Here is a 15,467-nt window from a genome sequence, read left to right on the forward strand (position 1 = left end):
TATTTTATTCTCTTTTTCTATCACTTTTGTAAATTTTTTTAATTCATGTTAAAAATTCCATATATATCTTAACAAAAAAATACCCCAAACAGAAAAAGAACAAATACATTCTTTTTTCTTTGGGGTATTTCTTATTTTCTTTAGTCACTTTAAAATTGATACTCATACACAATATAATTAAAAACATTGGTAAACCCTAAACTCTCTGCCACAGCAATTGAAGATTTATTCACTTCCATACAATCCCAATAGGGCACATACTCTTTTTTGAAACATTCTTGAACAAATGTATGTGCGACTTTCTTGGCAAGATTCTTCCCTCTATGTTCCAGAATAGTCTCGATATTTACCGCATGCATATTCCCGCTTACAAATCCTGAAAAACAAAAACTCACCACTTGATTCTCATGTAAAATCACATACCCAATTCCTTTTTCAAAAAATGATTCCAATGAATTCCAAAATGATATAATTTGTGAAACGAAAAATGATTGTTCAAGCAAAGAGTATGTCACAAGATTTTCCTTCGTTACTTTTAATACTGTATATGTCTCATCAATAATTGGTTCATCATATTCTTTGTACGTACCTTCATATAATTTGTATACTTTTTGATTAGATTCCTCGTATGATTGTTCACACAATATTTCTCTAATTGTACGATCCCACCCTACTTGGTGACCAAATCCTTCAAACCACTTCAAATCCACTCGAGCTGCTTCTTGGGCAATTTGTTCACTTAACATCTTTTGTATTTCAAGATTAAACGTTTTATTATTTGCGTCACCAATAAATACAAAACCGTCTAAAATTCCAAGCTAGACTAAACCAGACCGTGGTTCGCTCGCATTGTCAACAAATACGCGGCCCGAATTATTCCCTTCAATGATAGCTTCCACTTCGATATGCCTTTCCTTGTCTAGAAGATGCTTACAACTCATAAACTGATCTTTCTGCAATTCGTATATCATCTTTTTTCTTTCCTTTCCTATTATCAGAGCTTAAGTTTCATCACCTGCTGTACAATCTATGAATCTCTGCAATAACTCCCTATCTTCTGGAAAAGAAAGGATAATACCTTCTATTTCCTCACTGCTTTTCCAAGCCACTTCATAAATTAATCCATCTGGATCACATATCTCTTTATTCCCTCCAATTACTTCTACCTCATAGTACATACTATGAACATCATATCCATTACTATTGCCCTTCTTTTCATACACCCTTTTAATGACACGTACATCATATCCCGTTTCTTCTTTTACTTCCCGTATACAACACTCCTCAAATGTTTCCTCTTCCAATTTTCCACCAGATGGAATAGACCATTTTAGTTCTGTTTCTTTTACATCCGGGCGTCCTTGTAATACCATTAACAATTTCCCATCATCATTTCTACATAATGCAGCTGCTCCTTGAAATACTGTCATTCTTTCTCCCCTACTCTTTAAAATAAAACCATATTCCCAGTTCGCTTCGCATGTTTCTCCGCTTTCCGAACAAGCACATATGATATTCCAATTAAAACGATTAATAAGCTAGCTAATAAACCTAACTCTGGAAGTACATCTATAATCCTTTTCCCTTCCATTAATAATGAGCGAAAAATTTGAAGTACATATGTTAAAGGAAATAACGCTGCTAGTATTTTTCCCCATAACGGTAATACAACAATCGGTATCCGTACGCCAGCAAAAAACTGCATCGGTTCTTCCAAGATTGTAAATAGAATGCTAGCATCTCGTGAAAATAAGAAAATTGTATTTAAGCAGCCCCCCCACACAACAGCTGAAATACATAAAATAATAAAGGCACATAAAATATTTTCAACTGGTGGCATCGATCTATCATTTAGAAATAATGCAATTAGAATAGAAAAAAATGTGAACATCCAAACACCTTCTATTAAGTTCGCTCCTGCTCGGCAATACATCATCCATACACGCGACGCTGGCGTCAAAAAGATGAGTTCAAGTGTTCCATTTTGACGTTCCCATGACATTTGCCACGCGGATTGTACAAGGCTCCAAAAGAAAACATATCCAATATAACCTGTAATGAGGAAAAAACTAATTTGTTTCGGATCCATCCATTTGGCAAGCGGGCTACTATTTGAGGTATCAAAAGGCTTTACTGAAAAATATGCAGTGGCAAATAATAACACCGGCCAAATGAATAAAGAAAAATAAACCATCTTACTATGAAAATGATTGCGATGACTTTTTTTCCATTCTGCCAAAAACATATTCACGCACTCACCTCATTTGCAATTTGTAATATTGCGTCTTCCAATCTTGCTTTATGTGTTTCTAACTGTAAGATACGAATTTGATATTTTGTTAATAGTGATAATACTGTTGTTGTCATATCAAAGGATGCTTTTAGTTGATATCGTATATGTTCACCCTTATATTCTCTTTCAAATTGAATTTCCTTCATTCCTAAAGAATGCTCGAACTTTTCTGTCCCTTCATCCTTTACTATTGGAATTACAATTTCCAAACGATATTCACGGACAATGGATTGAATAATGCTTTCTGGAGTTCCTTCGTAAAGAAGTCGCCCTTTTTCAATAATATAAAGACGATCACAAAGCTCCTCTACCTCCTCCAGATAATGACTCGTTAACAAAATCCCTTTATTTTTTTCCTTCGCGAGGCGATATACCATTTCTCTCAGTTTTTTCGCTACAGGTGCATCGAGTCCTAATGTCGGTTCATCAAGAAATAAATAGTCTGGATCATTAATAAGACCTCTTGCGATTTGTAAACGTTGCTTCATTCCCTTTGAATAGCGTTCTACAGGCATATTAGCGGCTTCTTTCAGCTCTACTTGCTCAAGGAGAAACTGAATACGACCTTCTAATTCAGCTCCTTTTAACCCATACAAACTCCCGAAATATTGCAAGTTTTCTTTACCTGTTAAACGCCAATATAACATTCGTTCACCACCTGCAATCATATTAATCTTTTTCTTTACAAGTAAATCTTGCTTTGTGCTGTCTATACCGTCAATTTCAATGGTACCTGCAGTTGGTTCCAGAAGCGTTGCTAACATTTTTATCGTTGTTGTCTTCCCAGCTCCATTTACACCTAGTAATCCTACAATTTCACCTTTTTGAATTGTTAAATCTAATCCATTCACCGCTTCAACCACTTTTCGTTTTTTACGAAAAAAACCTATCTTTTCTTTCACCTCATACCGCTTCACAAGTTGCTTTGCTTGTATCATACAAATTCCCCCCTATGCAAAATGTTTTTCAATCACATACTTTTCCATTCGTTTCATCGCATATACGCCCGTAATAAAATAAACAATTCCTAATCCGAATAACCACATCAGTTCAATTCGTATAGAAGCTAAATTTCCTCCCTCAATCATGCACAATCGAAATGCTGATAAACCATGTGATAACGGCATCAACACACTCATAGGCTGTAAAAATGCAGGCAAATAACCTACTGGAAAAAACACACCACTTACAAGGCTCATAAAAATAAACAATGTATTTTGTGTTAAATATGTATCACGAAAATAGAGCATAAAAGCGCCAAGAATTAATGCTTGAGCAAATATAGCAAACAAGAAAACGAACAATAAAAGAACTACTGCAGCTATATTTACTTCTCGAAACTGTAATCCAAAAAACAATCCAAAAATAAAAATCGTGAAAAATTCCAGCCCCACACGCAATATCCCTTGCATAGCTGCTCCTAAAAAATACCCTTGCCGAGATGATGGCGTTAACAATAAAACATCTAGCGTCCCTTCCCGAAGTTCCGTAATCAACGTCCGGCTCACAATCATTAATAAAGAAACAGCAAAAGAATAAAAAACAGCTCCTAATATAACGTAAGAAAGATAATCATCCGTCTTCCCTAACTTTGCAAAATTCGCATCTAACTTTCCTTGAAACATAAAATGATACGTTAAATAAGCAAACAATACGATATATACTCCACTTAAAATATGCCCTAGAAAAAATGACCATGGGTATGCTCTACGCATCGTATAAAAATCACGACGAAATGTAGCCCTAAACGTTAGCCACATGTTCTCCCCTCCTCTGATTTTTGGATAATTGGGAAATCCATAAATTGATCTAAATCAACACGAATTTGTTCTAATCGTTCTCGATTTGTCTTATAAAATACGTAATAACCTTTTCGTTCTTTTTGAATAAGTCCGCTAGACTCTAGCACTTTCAAATGGTTTGAAACCGTTGACTTTGTAAGACTATATCGCTCTGTTAATTGCTGCGTGCAAAAAGCTTGAAAGGATAAATCCCTAAGCATTTTTAATCTCGTTTCATCTGAAATCGCTTGTAGAATTCCTAAAAGATCCTTTGGTACCTCATCTGCAAATGATGATGCAATTTGCACCTCATAATATACCTTTATATGTGTTGAAATAAGGTTATCTATTAATAAATGCGGCGCAACAAAAGTTGATGGATATAACGTAATTGCTGATAAATCCTCATAACGATATTGCCACGTACGGGCTTTTAAAAAGGTTATCTCCTTTTCATCAATTAAACATCTCGGATGCAACTTTCTAGAAAGAGACATCGGATTTTGTTTCATTATTTCTTTCACATCGTATACAGATTGCTCTAACCATGGTTCAATCCGAAACAACTCACGTGCAAAGTAACGTTGATGATACTGAAGTAAAAAATCACATACGATTTCTTTTTCTGCATTTGGGAACATTTCCTGAAACGTTTTTCTATCTGCTACTCGTAATTTTTCAATTCCTTCTTCTACATAAGCTTCTTGTTGAAACTCAGAGCACCAATCTATAAAACGAAACCAATCATCACTTGCATTATTAATTTCCCGCAGTAATTCTTTTTCCTCTTCATCCATTTGATTCATTACATTCTCTGCCCACTCTAATCGTTTTACGTGATGGGCAGGATTAGATAAAACATGTAAACTTAATAACATTTCGCGAAATGGTGAATATACAACTTTGACATGTCGTTGAAACCATGATGTAACTTGTAACATAATTTCTCCTCTCTTTAATTCGTTTTCCATCGAATCATTTTTATAATTTTGCAAAATTATTCAGTATATTAACAATTTACGATGTAAACGTCAATAAAAAATTAAAATATTTCTACAAAAAAAGCAAACCTGCATCCTTCAGGTTTGCTTTTCAAACTTTATTTATTATTAAACCCTTTTTTATTCAAAAACTCCTTCATATGCATTCGTTTCTCTTTTGACATGAAAGCGCTCATTGATCCTGTCCATGTTACATCTTTTTGATTCGTAGATCTCCCCTTATAATATTCATTCGTTGTTTGATCATATTCTTCTAGTAATTCATCATATTTATTTTCGTCATATATGTTTTCATGTAAAATCGCTGCGACTGGTAAACGCGGTTTCACTGCATGGCTTTCATTCGGCACTCCAATTGTCATTCCAAACACCGGATATACTTTATCTGGCAGATGAAGCAAATCACTCACCTCTTCTGGATTATTACGGATTCCTCCAATGTAACAAATACCGTATCCTAGTGATTCTGCAGCAAGTGCTAAGTTTTGAGCAAACAATGATGCGTCTACTGTAGCTACAATAAAGTCCTCTACGCTATCATGTTTGATTTCTTTTTCATGTTTCTCACATGCTATTTCTAAACGCTTCAAATCTGCGCAGCAAACAAAAAATGCCGCACAATCTTGTACATGCCGATTTCCAGATAGCTCTGCTAATTGTACCTTTAATGCTTCATCTGTTACATATATAACCGAATACGCTTGAACAAAATGTGATGATGCTGCATGCTGAGCTGCATGCACCATTCTTTCGATTATATTTTTTTGTATTGGTTCATTTTTATATTTGCGGACTGATGTGTGTCGTTCCATTGTATGTATCGTTTCATTCATACTTTCCCCACCCTTTATAATCTGAATACTCAATAAGTAACACAATCTTTTCCTACATACAAAGGATATGCTCATCGAGAAATAATCATACAAAAGGATCAATCTTTACGATTGATCCTTTTTACATATTAAGCTGTTCTCAATACTTTAATCCCTTTCACAATGTTCCAGATGAAATAATAGATTCCTACAATTGCAAAGACGACATATGTTATAACAATTCCAATTCCAACACTCGTAGATTCTCCAAAACTTAAACCAAACACACCTGAAAGTGCCAGCCCGCCGAACAAAATTACAAATGGGAAAACATGTGTCCACAATGCTTTTTTTGCATGATACTTCACATCATCTTCTGCAATAAAGTAGACAATGATTGGGAATAGAAACGGTGCAAAGAAAAGACTAAAGTAACAAAGAGAAGATAAAATATTATTGCCTTTCATACGATTCACCTCTAAAGTTTCGTTGTTTTTGTTACCTTTATTATGTCATGCAACTACTTTAGATACTATCGCTTTACCTTTCACTCAGCTTACATTTTTGTAAGATTTATCGCTATATGCGATTCATTAGCCAATACTGTGTAATCGCAAAATATTCCCGAACATTAGACTGAATGATAATAGGCTTTGGCGTTTTAGCAGAAAGTCCATCTACTTGTAACCCTTGTTTCTCAGCAATTTTTTTGGCACGAAATACATGAAAATCATTTGTAACAATCATCCCTTTTTTCTTATTTGCTGGAATAAGCGCCTTTGAAAATTCAATATTCTCGTCTGTATTTGTTGAACGATCTTCCATAATAATTCTTTGTTCTGCAATATTCTGCTTCATTAACCCTTGCTTCATAGCTAGCGCTTCCGAAATATCTTCTCCTTTTCCTTTACCGCCGGATACTATCACAATCGTCTGTTCGTGTGCCTTCAAGTATTCCGCTGCTTTATCAATGCGATATCGTAAAGAATAAGAAGGCTCCGTTCCTTTCACCTTCGCCCCTAAAAGAATCATGTAGTCTGCATCATCCGGCGCTTTCATATGACCATGCTTATAAATGTTATATTGTAAAATACTCATATAACCTACTACGATCATAATTAAAATTAAGCTATACTTAATAATTTTTTTCTTCTTTAACATCTACACATACTCCTATTTTTCTCTATATTCCCATCATAATATCCACTTGTTCATTTGTATATCTCAAATTTCCAATTCACCCTTATTTATCCTCAAAAGGTAATATTTATAATCAATATGGGAATATTGAGTAACGTATACATAATTTACAGCATGAATTTTATATAAGAGGTGTAGACATTGATTGCTTTTTTATGTAATGTAACATTCTTTTTTTTATTGTTTATTATAGCGATTAAACTATTAGGAAAATCAGCATTGGCACAGCTTACACCACATGATTTTGGTGCCATTATTTTTTTATCCTATCTAGCATTTCAAGCTATACCAGTTGATGGGATATGGGAAGGTGTTGTTGGTATGATTGTTATTACATGTCTTCACCTTTTCATTACGAAACTTAGTTTACTAAATAAGCTCAATCGTTTTATCCTTGGTCAACCTACGATTCTAATTAAACATGGAAATATTCTATTCGAGAACTTAAAACAAAGTAGATATCCAATAGCTGAGTTGCTTTCTAACCTTAGAGTAGCGGGATATCCTAGCGTAAGTGAAATCGAATATGCGATTTTAGAAGCAAATGGCGCAATTAGTATTTTACCAAAAAGAGAACTTGTTCCTCTTACTCCTAAAGATATGCATATGGATGTTACTTATGCCGGTCTACCAATCGCCCTTATTGTTGATGCGCATATCCAATATGATAATTTAAAATTAATCCATAAAAATGAGAAATGGCTCCGTAATGAGTTACTAAAAAAAGGATTTGAAGACATCCAAAACATTGCATTTGCTTCTGTTCAAGAAACAGATGGCTCTTTTACAATTAGCTTAAAAAATAAGAAATCCTCTTAATAAATTAAGGGGATTTCTATCATACTACATGCTCTCTTTCTATATTCCGTACTGATACAGGATGAGAAATACGATTCATTCCAAATACGATAATCGCTGTTAACAACTCTGCGACTGGCATTACAAGCCAAATTCCGTTTATACCAAACAACTTTGGCATAATCCATAGTAATGGAATGATAAATAATAAACCACGGCTCAAAATAATAAAAACTGACTTCCTCGTTTGTCTTACTGACTGAAAATATTCTCCATATACAATGTTATAACCTAAAAATACATATTGAATAAAGAAAAGACTGATTCCCGTTACAGTTAGTGTAAGTAATTCTGTTGATTGGACATCAAATAGACCGATAATGTATTTCCCAAAGAATAATCCAATTACAATCGCTACACATCCAAGTGCAACAGCTGTTTTTACTGCAAAGTGTAGCCCTTCTTTCAACCGTTCAGGTAAATTTGCCCCATAATGAAAACTTGCAATTGGTTGTAAAGCTGCTCCAACACCAAAGAACAATAATAGTGTCATGGAGTGAATACTATTGACCATCGCGTATGAAGCAACACCTAATTCCCCTGCATATTGAATAAAGGCTATATTAAATCCAATTGTTACAATCGCTACTGTTATTTCTGTGGTAAAACTCGGAAAACCAATCACCATAATTTGTTTGACTGTATCCCATTCAAAATGAAATTTCGTCCATTTTAAAATACTACTTTTTCTAAAGAAATGGCTTAATAGCACAAGAAAACCAATTGCTGCTGATAGAATAGTCGCTGCCGCTGCTCCTGTGACACCCCAACCAAACATAAAAATAAAGATATAATCAAATACAATATTTAACAACGCTGTTACAACAAGCCCTGCCATCGCTAAATTTGGGTTTCCATCGTTTCGTATAAACGTACTTAAAATATTTTCTAATACGTATATCATTCCAAATGTTAATAATACTGTTAAATAGTCTAATGCATACGGTAGAATTACTTCATTCGCTCCAAATAAATAAGCTAAATCTTCTATTCTCCATAAACAAATAGCCATTAATATACCCACAATTACAACTGCCACTATCATCGATTGCGTAAAGATAGACCGCGCTCGCTCTATTTTATTTTCACCTAATGCTATCGAGTATAGTGTAGCCCCGCCCATTCCAATCCACAATGATATAGAGAAGAAAATGGAAAAGGCCGGGACAGCAACGTTTACTCCCGCTAAGCCATTCGCTCCGACGCCCCTACTAATCATAACTGCATCGATTACAATGTTCACCGACATTAATACCATTCCAAGAACCGCTGGTATTAAATACGATATAAATAAACTTTTTATTGGTTTTTCTCTTAATTTCTCAGTTGTTTCCATAACAAAGTGCTCCTTTACAATTCTCTGTTCACATTTTAAACCTTCAAGTAACTTGAAGGTCAAGCGAGAATTTAAAATACATTTTTGTTATACAACCTCTTACTTCCTTTTTATTACTGGAATTTGTATCTCTGTAACTTGCTCTTCTGGATTCTCTGTCACAGACCAGTCAATTAAAGCGAGTTCAATTGCATCTCCAGATACTTCATATCCTTTTTCCTTGATATCCCTTAACAGCTTCTTATAAGTTCCATCCGTTTCTTCATATGGTCCATGATGATAAGCACAAGCGAACATCCCTTCTTTAATTTCATCTGAAGTAGTAATTTGAAACGGCATATACTCAAGAAGAATAAAGACACTGTTATATGATTGAAATCTTTTTTGAAGTAATCCTTCTTTTGATACTGTCACACCTAGGTCCCCTGAAAATAAACTATCATCTATTTGCTTCATATTTTTTTGAAGTGAATGGATATAATACTCAAACATATCATCCGTTATATTCGGTGCAATAGTTAACGCTGTAATTTTTCTCTTTGGTATTTTTTTAAATGTCACATGATTCGCTTTTGAAGCAGTAGCTTCTTTCATCATTTCAATTTTACGATTCATTTTCGCCAATGCATATTCAATTTCCCTTTGTTTCTTCAACATCATTTCTTGCTGTTTTTCCAGCAACTTTAAAGCATAAGGTGGATTTCTTTCATCAATATATGTCTTGATTTCTTTTAACGAAATATTTAACTGCCGTAAAAATTTAATTGTATCTAAAAGTGAAAATTGATCGATTGTATAGTATCGATAATTTGTTTGTGGATCAACAATGGATGGATGAAAAATACCTTTTTCATCGTAATAACGTAACGTTGATTCCGCAATATTATGCATTTTTGCCATTTCACCAATTGTAAAACGTTGATTCAATAACATATTTCCTACTCCGTTTCTTTCAAATAAATTTATTCCTGCAAACAAATTTATTTTCTTTTTCTTATCCTTCATTATATAGGCATATATTCCTTATTCAAAATGAAGCATCCGCAATGAAAATCTGCCAATTTAACATTGATTTTTCTTGAAAGTTATTATATATTTATTACAGGTTCAAATTACAAGTTCAAAAGAACCTGTACAAAGACCTCTTGTTTAATGTGTTTTACATAGTATTACATTAAGCAAACTCCGAGAAATCGTATAATAAAAACAAAAATGAAAAGGGGAGATGAGATGGAATTTTTCTTTCAAATTGCGTTAATTTTATTAAGTACAAAAATCGCTGGTGACATTAGTGTTAGATTAGGCCAACCTTCTGTGCTTGGAAAATTAATCGTTGGTATTATAATCGGTCCAGCTGTATTAGGATGGGTTAACAATTCAGATTTACTCACACAGTTAAGTCAAGTTGGAGTTATTCTCCTTATGTTTATGGCTGGTCTCGAAACAGATTTAAAAGAACTAAATGAAAATCGTAATTCTTCTTTAGCAGTTGCTATGGGAGGTATTATTCTTCCATTTGTAGGTGGTTATGTTGCAGGACTTGTCATTGGTATGGATCAAGCAAATGCTGTCTTTTTAGGATTACTTCTATGTGCAACAAGTGTTAGTATTTCTGTACAAACACTTCGCGACTTAGGAAAAATGAAGACACGAGAAAGCACAACGATGCTAGGAGCTGCTGTATTTGATGATATTCTTGTCGTTATTTTACTAGCCTTCGCCATGAGCTTCTTAGGTGCAGGTGATGTGAGCCTAACTATGATTATCTTGAAAAAAGTTGTCTTCTTTGCTTCCATTATCTTAATTGGATGGAAAGGCGTTCCGATGATTATGCGTTGGTTATCACCACTACGTGTATCAGAATCTATCATTAGTGCAGCTCTTATCATTTGTTTCGCTTTCGCATACTTTGGTGAAATACTAGGAATCGCTGGAATTATCGGTGCATTCGCAGCTGGTATTGCGATTTCTCAAACAGATTATAAACATGAAGTAGAAAAGAAAGTAGAGCCAATTGCTTATGCAATGTTCGTTCCGATCTTCTTTGTAAGCATCGGTATGAACATTACGTTTGCAGGTATCGGAGATAAAGTATGGTTTATCTTAGCATTAACAATCATTGCTGTGTTAACGAAGCTAATTGGTTGCGGACTTGGTGCACGAATGACTGGATTTGACTTACAATCTTCTACAATCATTGGATCTGGAATGGTTTCACGCGGTGAAGTCGCTCTTATCATCGCGGGGCAAGGACTTACTTCTGGACTACTAGCACAAGATTACTTTACAGCAATCGTTATCGTCGTTATTTTAACAACAATGATTACACCACCAATGTTAAAATATTCTTTCGGTGTAAAAGATAAGCAATTAAAACAAAGTGCATAGTAACTATGTAGAGTACTAGTTTCATAATATAAGAACGAGATGATTCTCTTCAAAAGACAATCATCTCGTTTTTTTATTTATACAGAAAATAGGAATATGCCTCTAAAAAAGCGAATGAAACATATATGTATCATTATAAATTCTTTTGGAGGTATTTTATGAATCGTAAAGATATTTTTTTAGAGCAACTTCTTGCTTGTCATAATGAAAACAATTGGTTTGTCTCACTACAAAGTGCACTCGATGGCCTTACAGAAGAACAAGCTGCTTGGAAAAATACAGATGGGACAAATTCTATTTGGGAAATCGTTAATCATCTAATTTTCTGGAACGATCGCATTCTAAAGCGATTTTATGGTTCTTCTGTTCAAGAGCATATCGAAACGAATGATGATACATTTCAAAATACAAGAAATTTAGATTGGAATTCTACAGTCGCCCAAATTGATACGATTATGGACAAGTGGCAAACCGCTTTACATACTTGTGATGAAACAAAACTCGACCTACCGCGATCAGCGGAAGACGAAGAAACATGGACCTCTGTTCTACTAAACTTTACAATTCATAATGCTTATCATATTGGACAAATTATCTCTATTCGTAAGCAACAGGGGAATTGGAATAGCGAACACGGTGTTCATTAGTAAAACGATACGCGAAAAAGCGAGCCCCTATCCTCTTCGGCTCGCTTTTCTATTCCTTTATACAATACGTTCCATCGCTGTCTTCAATACACCGACAACAAAAGCAATTTCTTCACTCGAAATAATAAGAGGCGGTGCTATTGTTAAAACGTTGTTGTAGCCTGCTGTTGTCATTCCATTACGTCCAATGATTAGTCCCTTTTCCTTACAAATGTTTACTACACTTGTAATTTTAGTATTATCAATTGGATCCTTTGTTACTTTATCACTTACCATTTCAATTCCAACAAGCAACCCTTTCCCTCTAATATCTCCAACAAGTGGATGATCCCCAATCTCTTCTTTTAACTGTTCTAATAAGAGAGATCCCATTTGTGCAGAACGCTCAATTAAATTTTCATTTTCCATAATCTCTAAGTTTTTAAGCGCTAACGCACAAGCAGCTGGATTGCCACCAAACGTGTTAATATGACGGAAAAATTCATATTCTCCTGTGCCTTTGAATGCTTCATAAATTTCTTTTTTCACTGCTGTTGCCGATAATGGTAAGTATGCACTTGTAATCCCTTTTGCCATTGTAACGATATCAGGTTTCACATCGTAATTCATAAAACCAAACGCTTTTCCCGTGCGCCCAAAACCACAGATGACTTCATCACTAATTAATAATGCGCCATGTTTTTGGCATGTCTGATGAACGGCTTTCATATAATCTTGCGGTGGCATCAAAATACCTCCGCCCGTAATAATTGGCTCCATAATAAATCCAGCTATCGTTTCACTTAATTCCCACTTCATAACACGATCAATTTCTTTCACACAATCTACATCATAAATATTTTGTGATGTAATCTCTGGCATTCGGTAACAGTCTGGCGGCGTCACATGTAAGAAACCTGAAGCAAATGGCTCATATTGATACCTCCGCTGTGCCTGTCCTGTAGCTGCCATCGCTGCCATTGTATTCCCATGATAACCACGATAACGTGATATAAATTTATAACGGTGTGGTTCCCCCCTATATGCATAATATTGACGAGCAATTTTAAATGCTGTTTCATTTGCTTCTGATCCACTATTTGAGAAGAAAATGACATATTCTCCTTCAAGCCATTCATTTAACTTTTCAGCAAGTCGAATTGCCGGTTCATGTGATTGTGACATTGGAAAATATGATAATGTTTGCAATTGCTCATACGCTGCTTCAGCAAGCTCTTTTCTTCCGTATCCACTATTCACACACCAAAGCCCACTCATACCATCTAAGTATCTTTTACCCTCTATATCTTCCACCCAACATCCTTCGGCTTTAGCCCCAACCATTGTGCTATTTGGGCTAAAAGGGCGCATGCCATGCCACACATACTTTTCATCCTTTTCTAATAACACATCTGTTTGTTTTGTTTTCACCATACATTCCACCTTCCAAAACAACTTATATTTCTTCAAGCTGCACTGGTGCCATGATGAGGTAAAACTTTTCCCTATTTATTTTCATTCCACATGAACGAAACAAATCCTACCAACTGCATAGTAATATTTTTAAGCGAAATTTCAAAATAAAAGAGCTCTCCATCCAACTGGAAAGCTCTTTTTCTGCTTAATGCGCAGATACATCACTAACCCCATGACCTGTGTTAGATTTAACAAGAATTTCATCAAATTTCGCTGCATCTTCTTTCTTACTTGAGAAGATTGTCCCTAAGTATGCTGCTAAAAATCCAAGTGGAATAGAAATAATCCCAGGTGTTGTGTAAGGGAATAACGCTTCTCCAACAAAGATTGCTTTCCCGGCTTCAGGACTCCAGACATTCGGGCTTAGTGCCACTAATACGATAGCTGAAACTAAACCAACAACCATTCCGCAAATAGCTCCTGTTGTATTAAAACGTTTCCAATAAATTGTAAATAAAATAACTGGTAGGTTCGCACTTGCAGCCACCGCAAATGCTAATGATACTAGGAATGCAACATTTAACGTTTGAGCAAATAACGCTAAAATAATAGATAATACCGCTACACCAATCGAAGCATAGCGTGCCATCGATACTTGTTCTTTTTCTGTTGACTTACCTTTACGAATAATCTCATTATAAAAATCATGTGCAAACGCTGAAGCTGCTGTTAAAACAAGACCTGCCACAACGGCCAAAATCGTCGCAAATGCAATTGCAGAAACGAAAGCAAATAAGAAATCTCCGCCAAGTGCTTTTGCTAATAAAGGTGCTGCCATATTACCAGCTGGGTTTGCCTGAATAATTGCCGCATTCCCTACAAATGCAGCTGCACCAAATCCTAAGAAAATCGTCATAATATAAAACGCACCAATTAACCATGTTGCATATACAACCGACTGGCGTGCTGTTTTCGCATCACGAACAGTGAAAAAGCGAACGAGAATATGAGGTAAACCAGCTGTTCCAAGAACGAGACCTAAGTTTAAAGAAATCGTATCTAATCCATCCTTATACTTCACTCCTGGATTTAAAAATGCTTCCTTTAGAGGTGTTGCAGTTTTCATCTGTGCAAACATTTCAGTTACGCTAAAATTAAATTTAGCAAATACAATTACTGAAATAATAAATGTCCCTGCCATTAGCAAGACAGCTTTTACAATTTGTACCCAGCTCGTCGCTGTCATACCTCCAAAAATCACATACACCGTCATTAACGTTCCAACAATTAAAACCGATGTCGTATATTCAATTCCTAATAATAGTTTAATAAGTGCTCCTGCTCCTACAAGTTGGGCAATCATATAAAAAATTGAAATTGTCATCGTATTTAAAGCAGCTACTCCGCGCACTTTTTTCGCATCAAAACGAGCTGCAATCATATCAGCTAATGTATATTTCCCTAAGTTTCTAAGCGGTTCGGCAACAAGGTATAATACAACTAAATAAGCAACAAGAAAACCTATGCTATAAAAGAAACCATCAAATCCAGTTAATGCAATTGCTCCTGCAATTCCTAGAAAAGAAGCAGCTGACATATAATCTCCCGCAATGGCCAGACCATTTTGCCATCCAGTCAAGCCTCCTCCTGCCGTATAAAACTCGCTCGCATTTTTCGTTTTTTTCGATGCAAAGTATGTTATGACGAGTGTACCAAGAACAATGATTAAAAAGAGTGCAAACGCCGTTACGTTCAA

16 protein-coding genes are annotated in these 15,467 nt (G+C 35.2%); 3 read left to right on the forward strand and 13 right to left on the reverse strand.

Annotated features, from left to right (window positions below):
* Nucleotides 1-149 precede the first annotated feature (149 nt).
* From AAIE21_RS06715 to AAIE21_RS06755, 9 genes are all read right to left on the reverse strand, one after another.
* Nucleotides 150-812: a GNAT family N-acetyltransferase gene (locus AAIE21_RS06715; protein WP_343266468.1), complete on the reverse strand. Its 663-nt coding sequence runs from the start codon at nucleotides 810-812 to the stop codon at nucleotides 150-152.
* A gap of 189 nt (nucleotides 813-1,001) precedes the next feature.
* Entirely contained in the window at nucleotides 1,002-1,430 is a 429-nt protein-coding gene (locus AAIE21_RS06720; protein ID WP_343266055.1) for an NUDIX hydrolase, read from the reverse strand.
* A 17-nt stretch (nucleotides 1,431-1,447) separates the two neighbouring features.
* Nucleotides 1,448-2,245, reverse strand: a complete 798-nt coding sequence (locus tag AAIE21_RS06725; protein WP_343266469.1) for an ABC transporter permease — start codon at nucleotides 2,243-2,245, stop codon at nucleotides 1,448-1,450.
* A 2-nt stretch (nucleotides 2,246-2,247) separates the two neighbouring features.
* Entirely contained in the window at nucleotides 2,248-3,231 is a 984-nt protein-coding gene (locus AAIE21_RS06730; protein ID WP_343266056.1) for an ABC transporter ATP-binding protein, read from the reverse strand.
* A 12-nt stretch (nucleotides 3,232-3,243) separates the two neighbouring features.
* Nucleotides 3,244-4,053: an ABC transporter permease gene (locus AAIE21_RS06735; RefSeq protein WP_343266057.1), complete on the reverse strand. Its 810-nt coding sequence runs from the start codon at nucleotides 4,051-4,053 to the stop codon at nucleotides 3,244-3,246.
* Nucleotides 4,044-5,015, reverse strand: coding sequence for an ArsR/SmtB family transcription factor (locus tag AAIE21_RS06740; protein ID WP_343266058.1), 972 nt, complete (start codon nucleotides 5,013-5,015; stop codon nucleotides 4,044-4,046). Before AAIE21_RS06740 ends, AAIE21_RS06735 begins: the two co-directional genes overlap by 10 nt.
* Nucleotides 5,016-5,173: 158 nt before the next feature.
* Nucleotides 5,174-5,908, reverse strand: coding sequence for an oxygen-insensitive NADPH nitroreductase (nfsA, locus tag AAIE21_RS06745; RefSeq protein ID WP_343266059.1), 735 nt, complete (start codon nucleotides 5,906-5,908; stop codon nucleotides 5,174-5,176).
* A 128-nt stretch (nucleotides 5,909-6,036) separates the two neighbouring features.
* A complete protein-coding gene (locus tag AAIE21_RS06750) occupies nucleotides 6,037-6,354 on the reverse strand; it encodes a magnetosome magnetite crystal formation protein family (protein WP_343266060.1) in 318 nt (105 codons plus the stop codon).
* Nucleotides 6,355-6,466: 112 nt separating this feature from the next.
* On the reverse strand, nucleotides 6,467-7,048 hold the full coding sequence (locus AAIE21_RS06755; RefSeq protein WP_343266061.1) for a YdcF family protein: 582 nt from the start codon (nucleotides 7,046-7,048) through the stop codon (nucleotides 6,467-6,469).
* 180 nt (nucleotides 7,049-7,228) lie between these two features.
* Between AAIE21_RS06755 and AAIE21_RS06760 the strand changes: the two genes are divergently transcribed.
* Nucleotides 7,229-7,906 carry a DUF421 domain-containing protein gene (locus AAIE21_RS06760; protein ID WP_343266062.1) on the forward strand — a complete coding sequence of 226 codons (678 nt, stop codon included), beginning with the start codon at nucleotides 7,229-7,231 and terminating at the stop codon, nucleotides 7,904-7,906.
* A gap of 19 nt (nucleotides 7,907-7,925) precedes the next feature.
* Here AAIE21_RS06760 and AAIE21_RS06765 read toward each other — a convergent pair whose 3' ends face one another.
* Together AAIE21_RS06765 and AAIE21_RS06770 are read right to left on the reverse strand one after the other, a co-directional pair.
* Complete coding sequence (locus AAIE21_RS06765; RefSeq protein ID WP_343266063.1) at nucleotides 7,926-9,281, reverse strand: MATE family efflux transporter; 1,356 nt, start codon at nucleotides 9,279-9,281, stop codon at nucleotides 7,926-7,928.
* A 99-nt stretch (nucleotides 9,282-9,380) separates the two neighbouring features.
* Nucleotides 9,381-10,214, reverse strand: coding sequence for a MerR family transcriptional regulator (locus AAIE21_RS06770; RefSeq protein WP_343266064.1), 834 nt, complete (start codon nucleotides 10,212-10,214; stop codon nucleotides 9,381-9,383).
* 297 nt (nucleotides 10,215-10,511) lie between these two features.
* Between AAIE21_RS06770 and AAIE21_RS06775 the strand changes: the two genes are divergently transcribed.
* Nucleotides 10,512-11,669, forward strand: a complete 1,158-nt coding sequence (locus tag AAIE21_RS06775; protein WP_343266065.1) for a cation:proton antiporter — start codon at nucleotides 10,512-10,514, stop codon at nucleotides 11,667-11,669.
* Between the two features lie 158 nt (nucleotides 11,670-11,827).
* Entirely contained in the window at nucleotides 11,828-12,316 is a 489-nt protein-coding gene (locus AAIE21_RS06780) for a DinB family protein (RefSeq protein ID WP_343266066.1), read from the forward strand.
* Between the two features lie 57 nt (nucleotides 12,317-12,373).
* Here AAIE21_RS06780 and AAIE21_RS06785 read toward each other — a convergent pair whose 3' ends face one another.
* Together AAIE21_RS06785 and AAIE21_RS06790 are read right to left on the reverse strand one after the other, a co-directional pair.
* Nucleotides 12,374-13,729, reverse strand: a complete 1,356-nt coding sequence (locus AAIE21_RS06785) for an aspartate aminotransferase family protein (RefSeq protein WP_343266067.1) — start codon at nucleotides 13,727-13,729, stop codon at nucleotides 12,374-12,376.
* A gap of 187 nt (nucleotides 13,730-13,916) precedes the next feature.
* A complete protein-coding gene (locus AAIE21_RS06790) occupies nucleotides 13,917-15,467 on the reverse strand; it encodes a solute symporter family protein (protein WP_343266068.1) in 1,551 nt (516 codons plus the stop codon).

The organism is Paenibacillus sp. 102, assembly GCF_039549175.1.
Taxonomy (GTDB): Bacteria; Bacillota; Bacilli; order Bacillales; family Bacillaceae_G; genus Bacillus_A.

Bases quoted from the DNA above. Each gene is read 5' to 3' on its own strand.
- AAIE21_RS06720 (WP_343266055.1), bottom strand. From the start codon at position 1,430: ATGACAGTATTTCAAGGAGCAGCTGCATTATGTAGAAATGATGATGGG.
- AAIE21_RS06725 (WP_343266469.1), bottom strand. From the start codon at position 2,245: ATGTTTTTGGCAGAATGGAAAAAAAGTCATCGCAATCATTTTCATAGT.
- AAIE21_RS06730 (WP_343266056.1), bottom strand. From the start codon at position 3,231: ATGATACAAGCAAAGCAACTTGTGAAGCGGTATGAGGTGAAAGAAAAG.
- AAIE21_RS06735 (WP_343266057.1), bottom strand. From the start codon at position 4,053: ATGTGGCTAACGTTTAGGGCTACATTTCGTCGTGATTTTTATACGATG.
- AAIE21_RS06740 (WP_343266058.1), bottom strand. From the start codon at position 5,015: ATGTTACAAGTTACATCATGGTTTCAACGACATGTCAAAGTTGTATAT.
- nfsA (WP_343266059.1), bottom strand. From the start codon at position 5,908: ATGAATGAAACGATACATACAATGGAACGACACACATCAGTCCGCAAA.
- AAIE21_RS06750 (WP_343266060.1), bottom strand. From the start codon at position 6,354: ATGAAAGGCAATAATATTTTATCTTCTCTTTGTTACTTTAGTCTTTTC.
- AAIE21_RS06755 (WP_343266061.1), bottom strand. From the start codon at position 7,048: ATGTTAAAGAAGAAAAAAATTATTAAGTATAGCTTAATTTTAATTATG.
- AAIE21_RS06765 (WP_343266063.1), bottom strand. From the start codon at position 9,281: ATGGAAACAACTGAGAAATTAAGAGAAAAACCAATAAAAAGTTTATTT.
- AAIE21_RS06770 (WP_343266064.1), bottom strand. From the start codon at position 10,214: ATGTTATTGAATCAACGTTTTACAATTGGTGAAATGGCAAAAATGCAT.
- AAIE21_RS06775 (WP_343266065.1), top strand. From the start codon at position 10,512: ATGGAATTTTTCTTTCAAATTGCGTTAATTTTATTAAGTACAAAAATC.
- AAIE21_RS06780 (WP_343266066.1), top strand. From the start codon at position 11,828: ATGAATCGTAAAGATATTTTTTTAGAGCAACTTCTTGCTTGTCATAAT.
- AAIE21_RS06785 (WP_343266067.1), bottom strand. From the start codon at position 13,729: ATGGTGAAAACAAAACAAACAGATGTGTTATTAGAAAAGGATGAAAAG.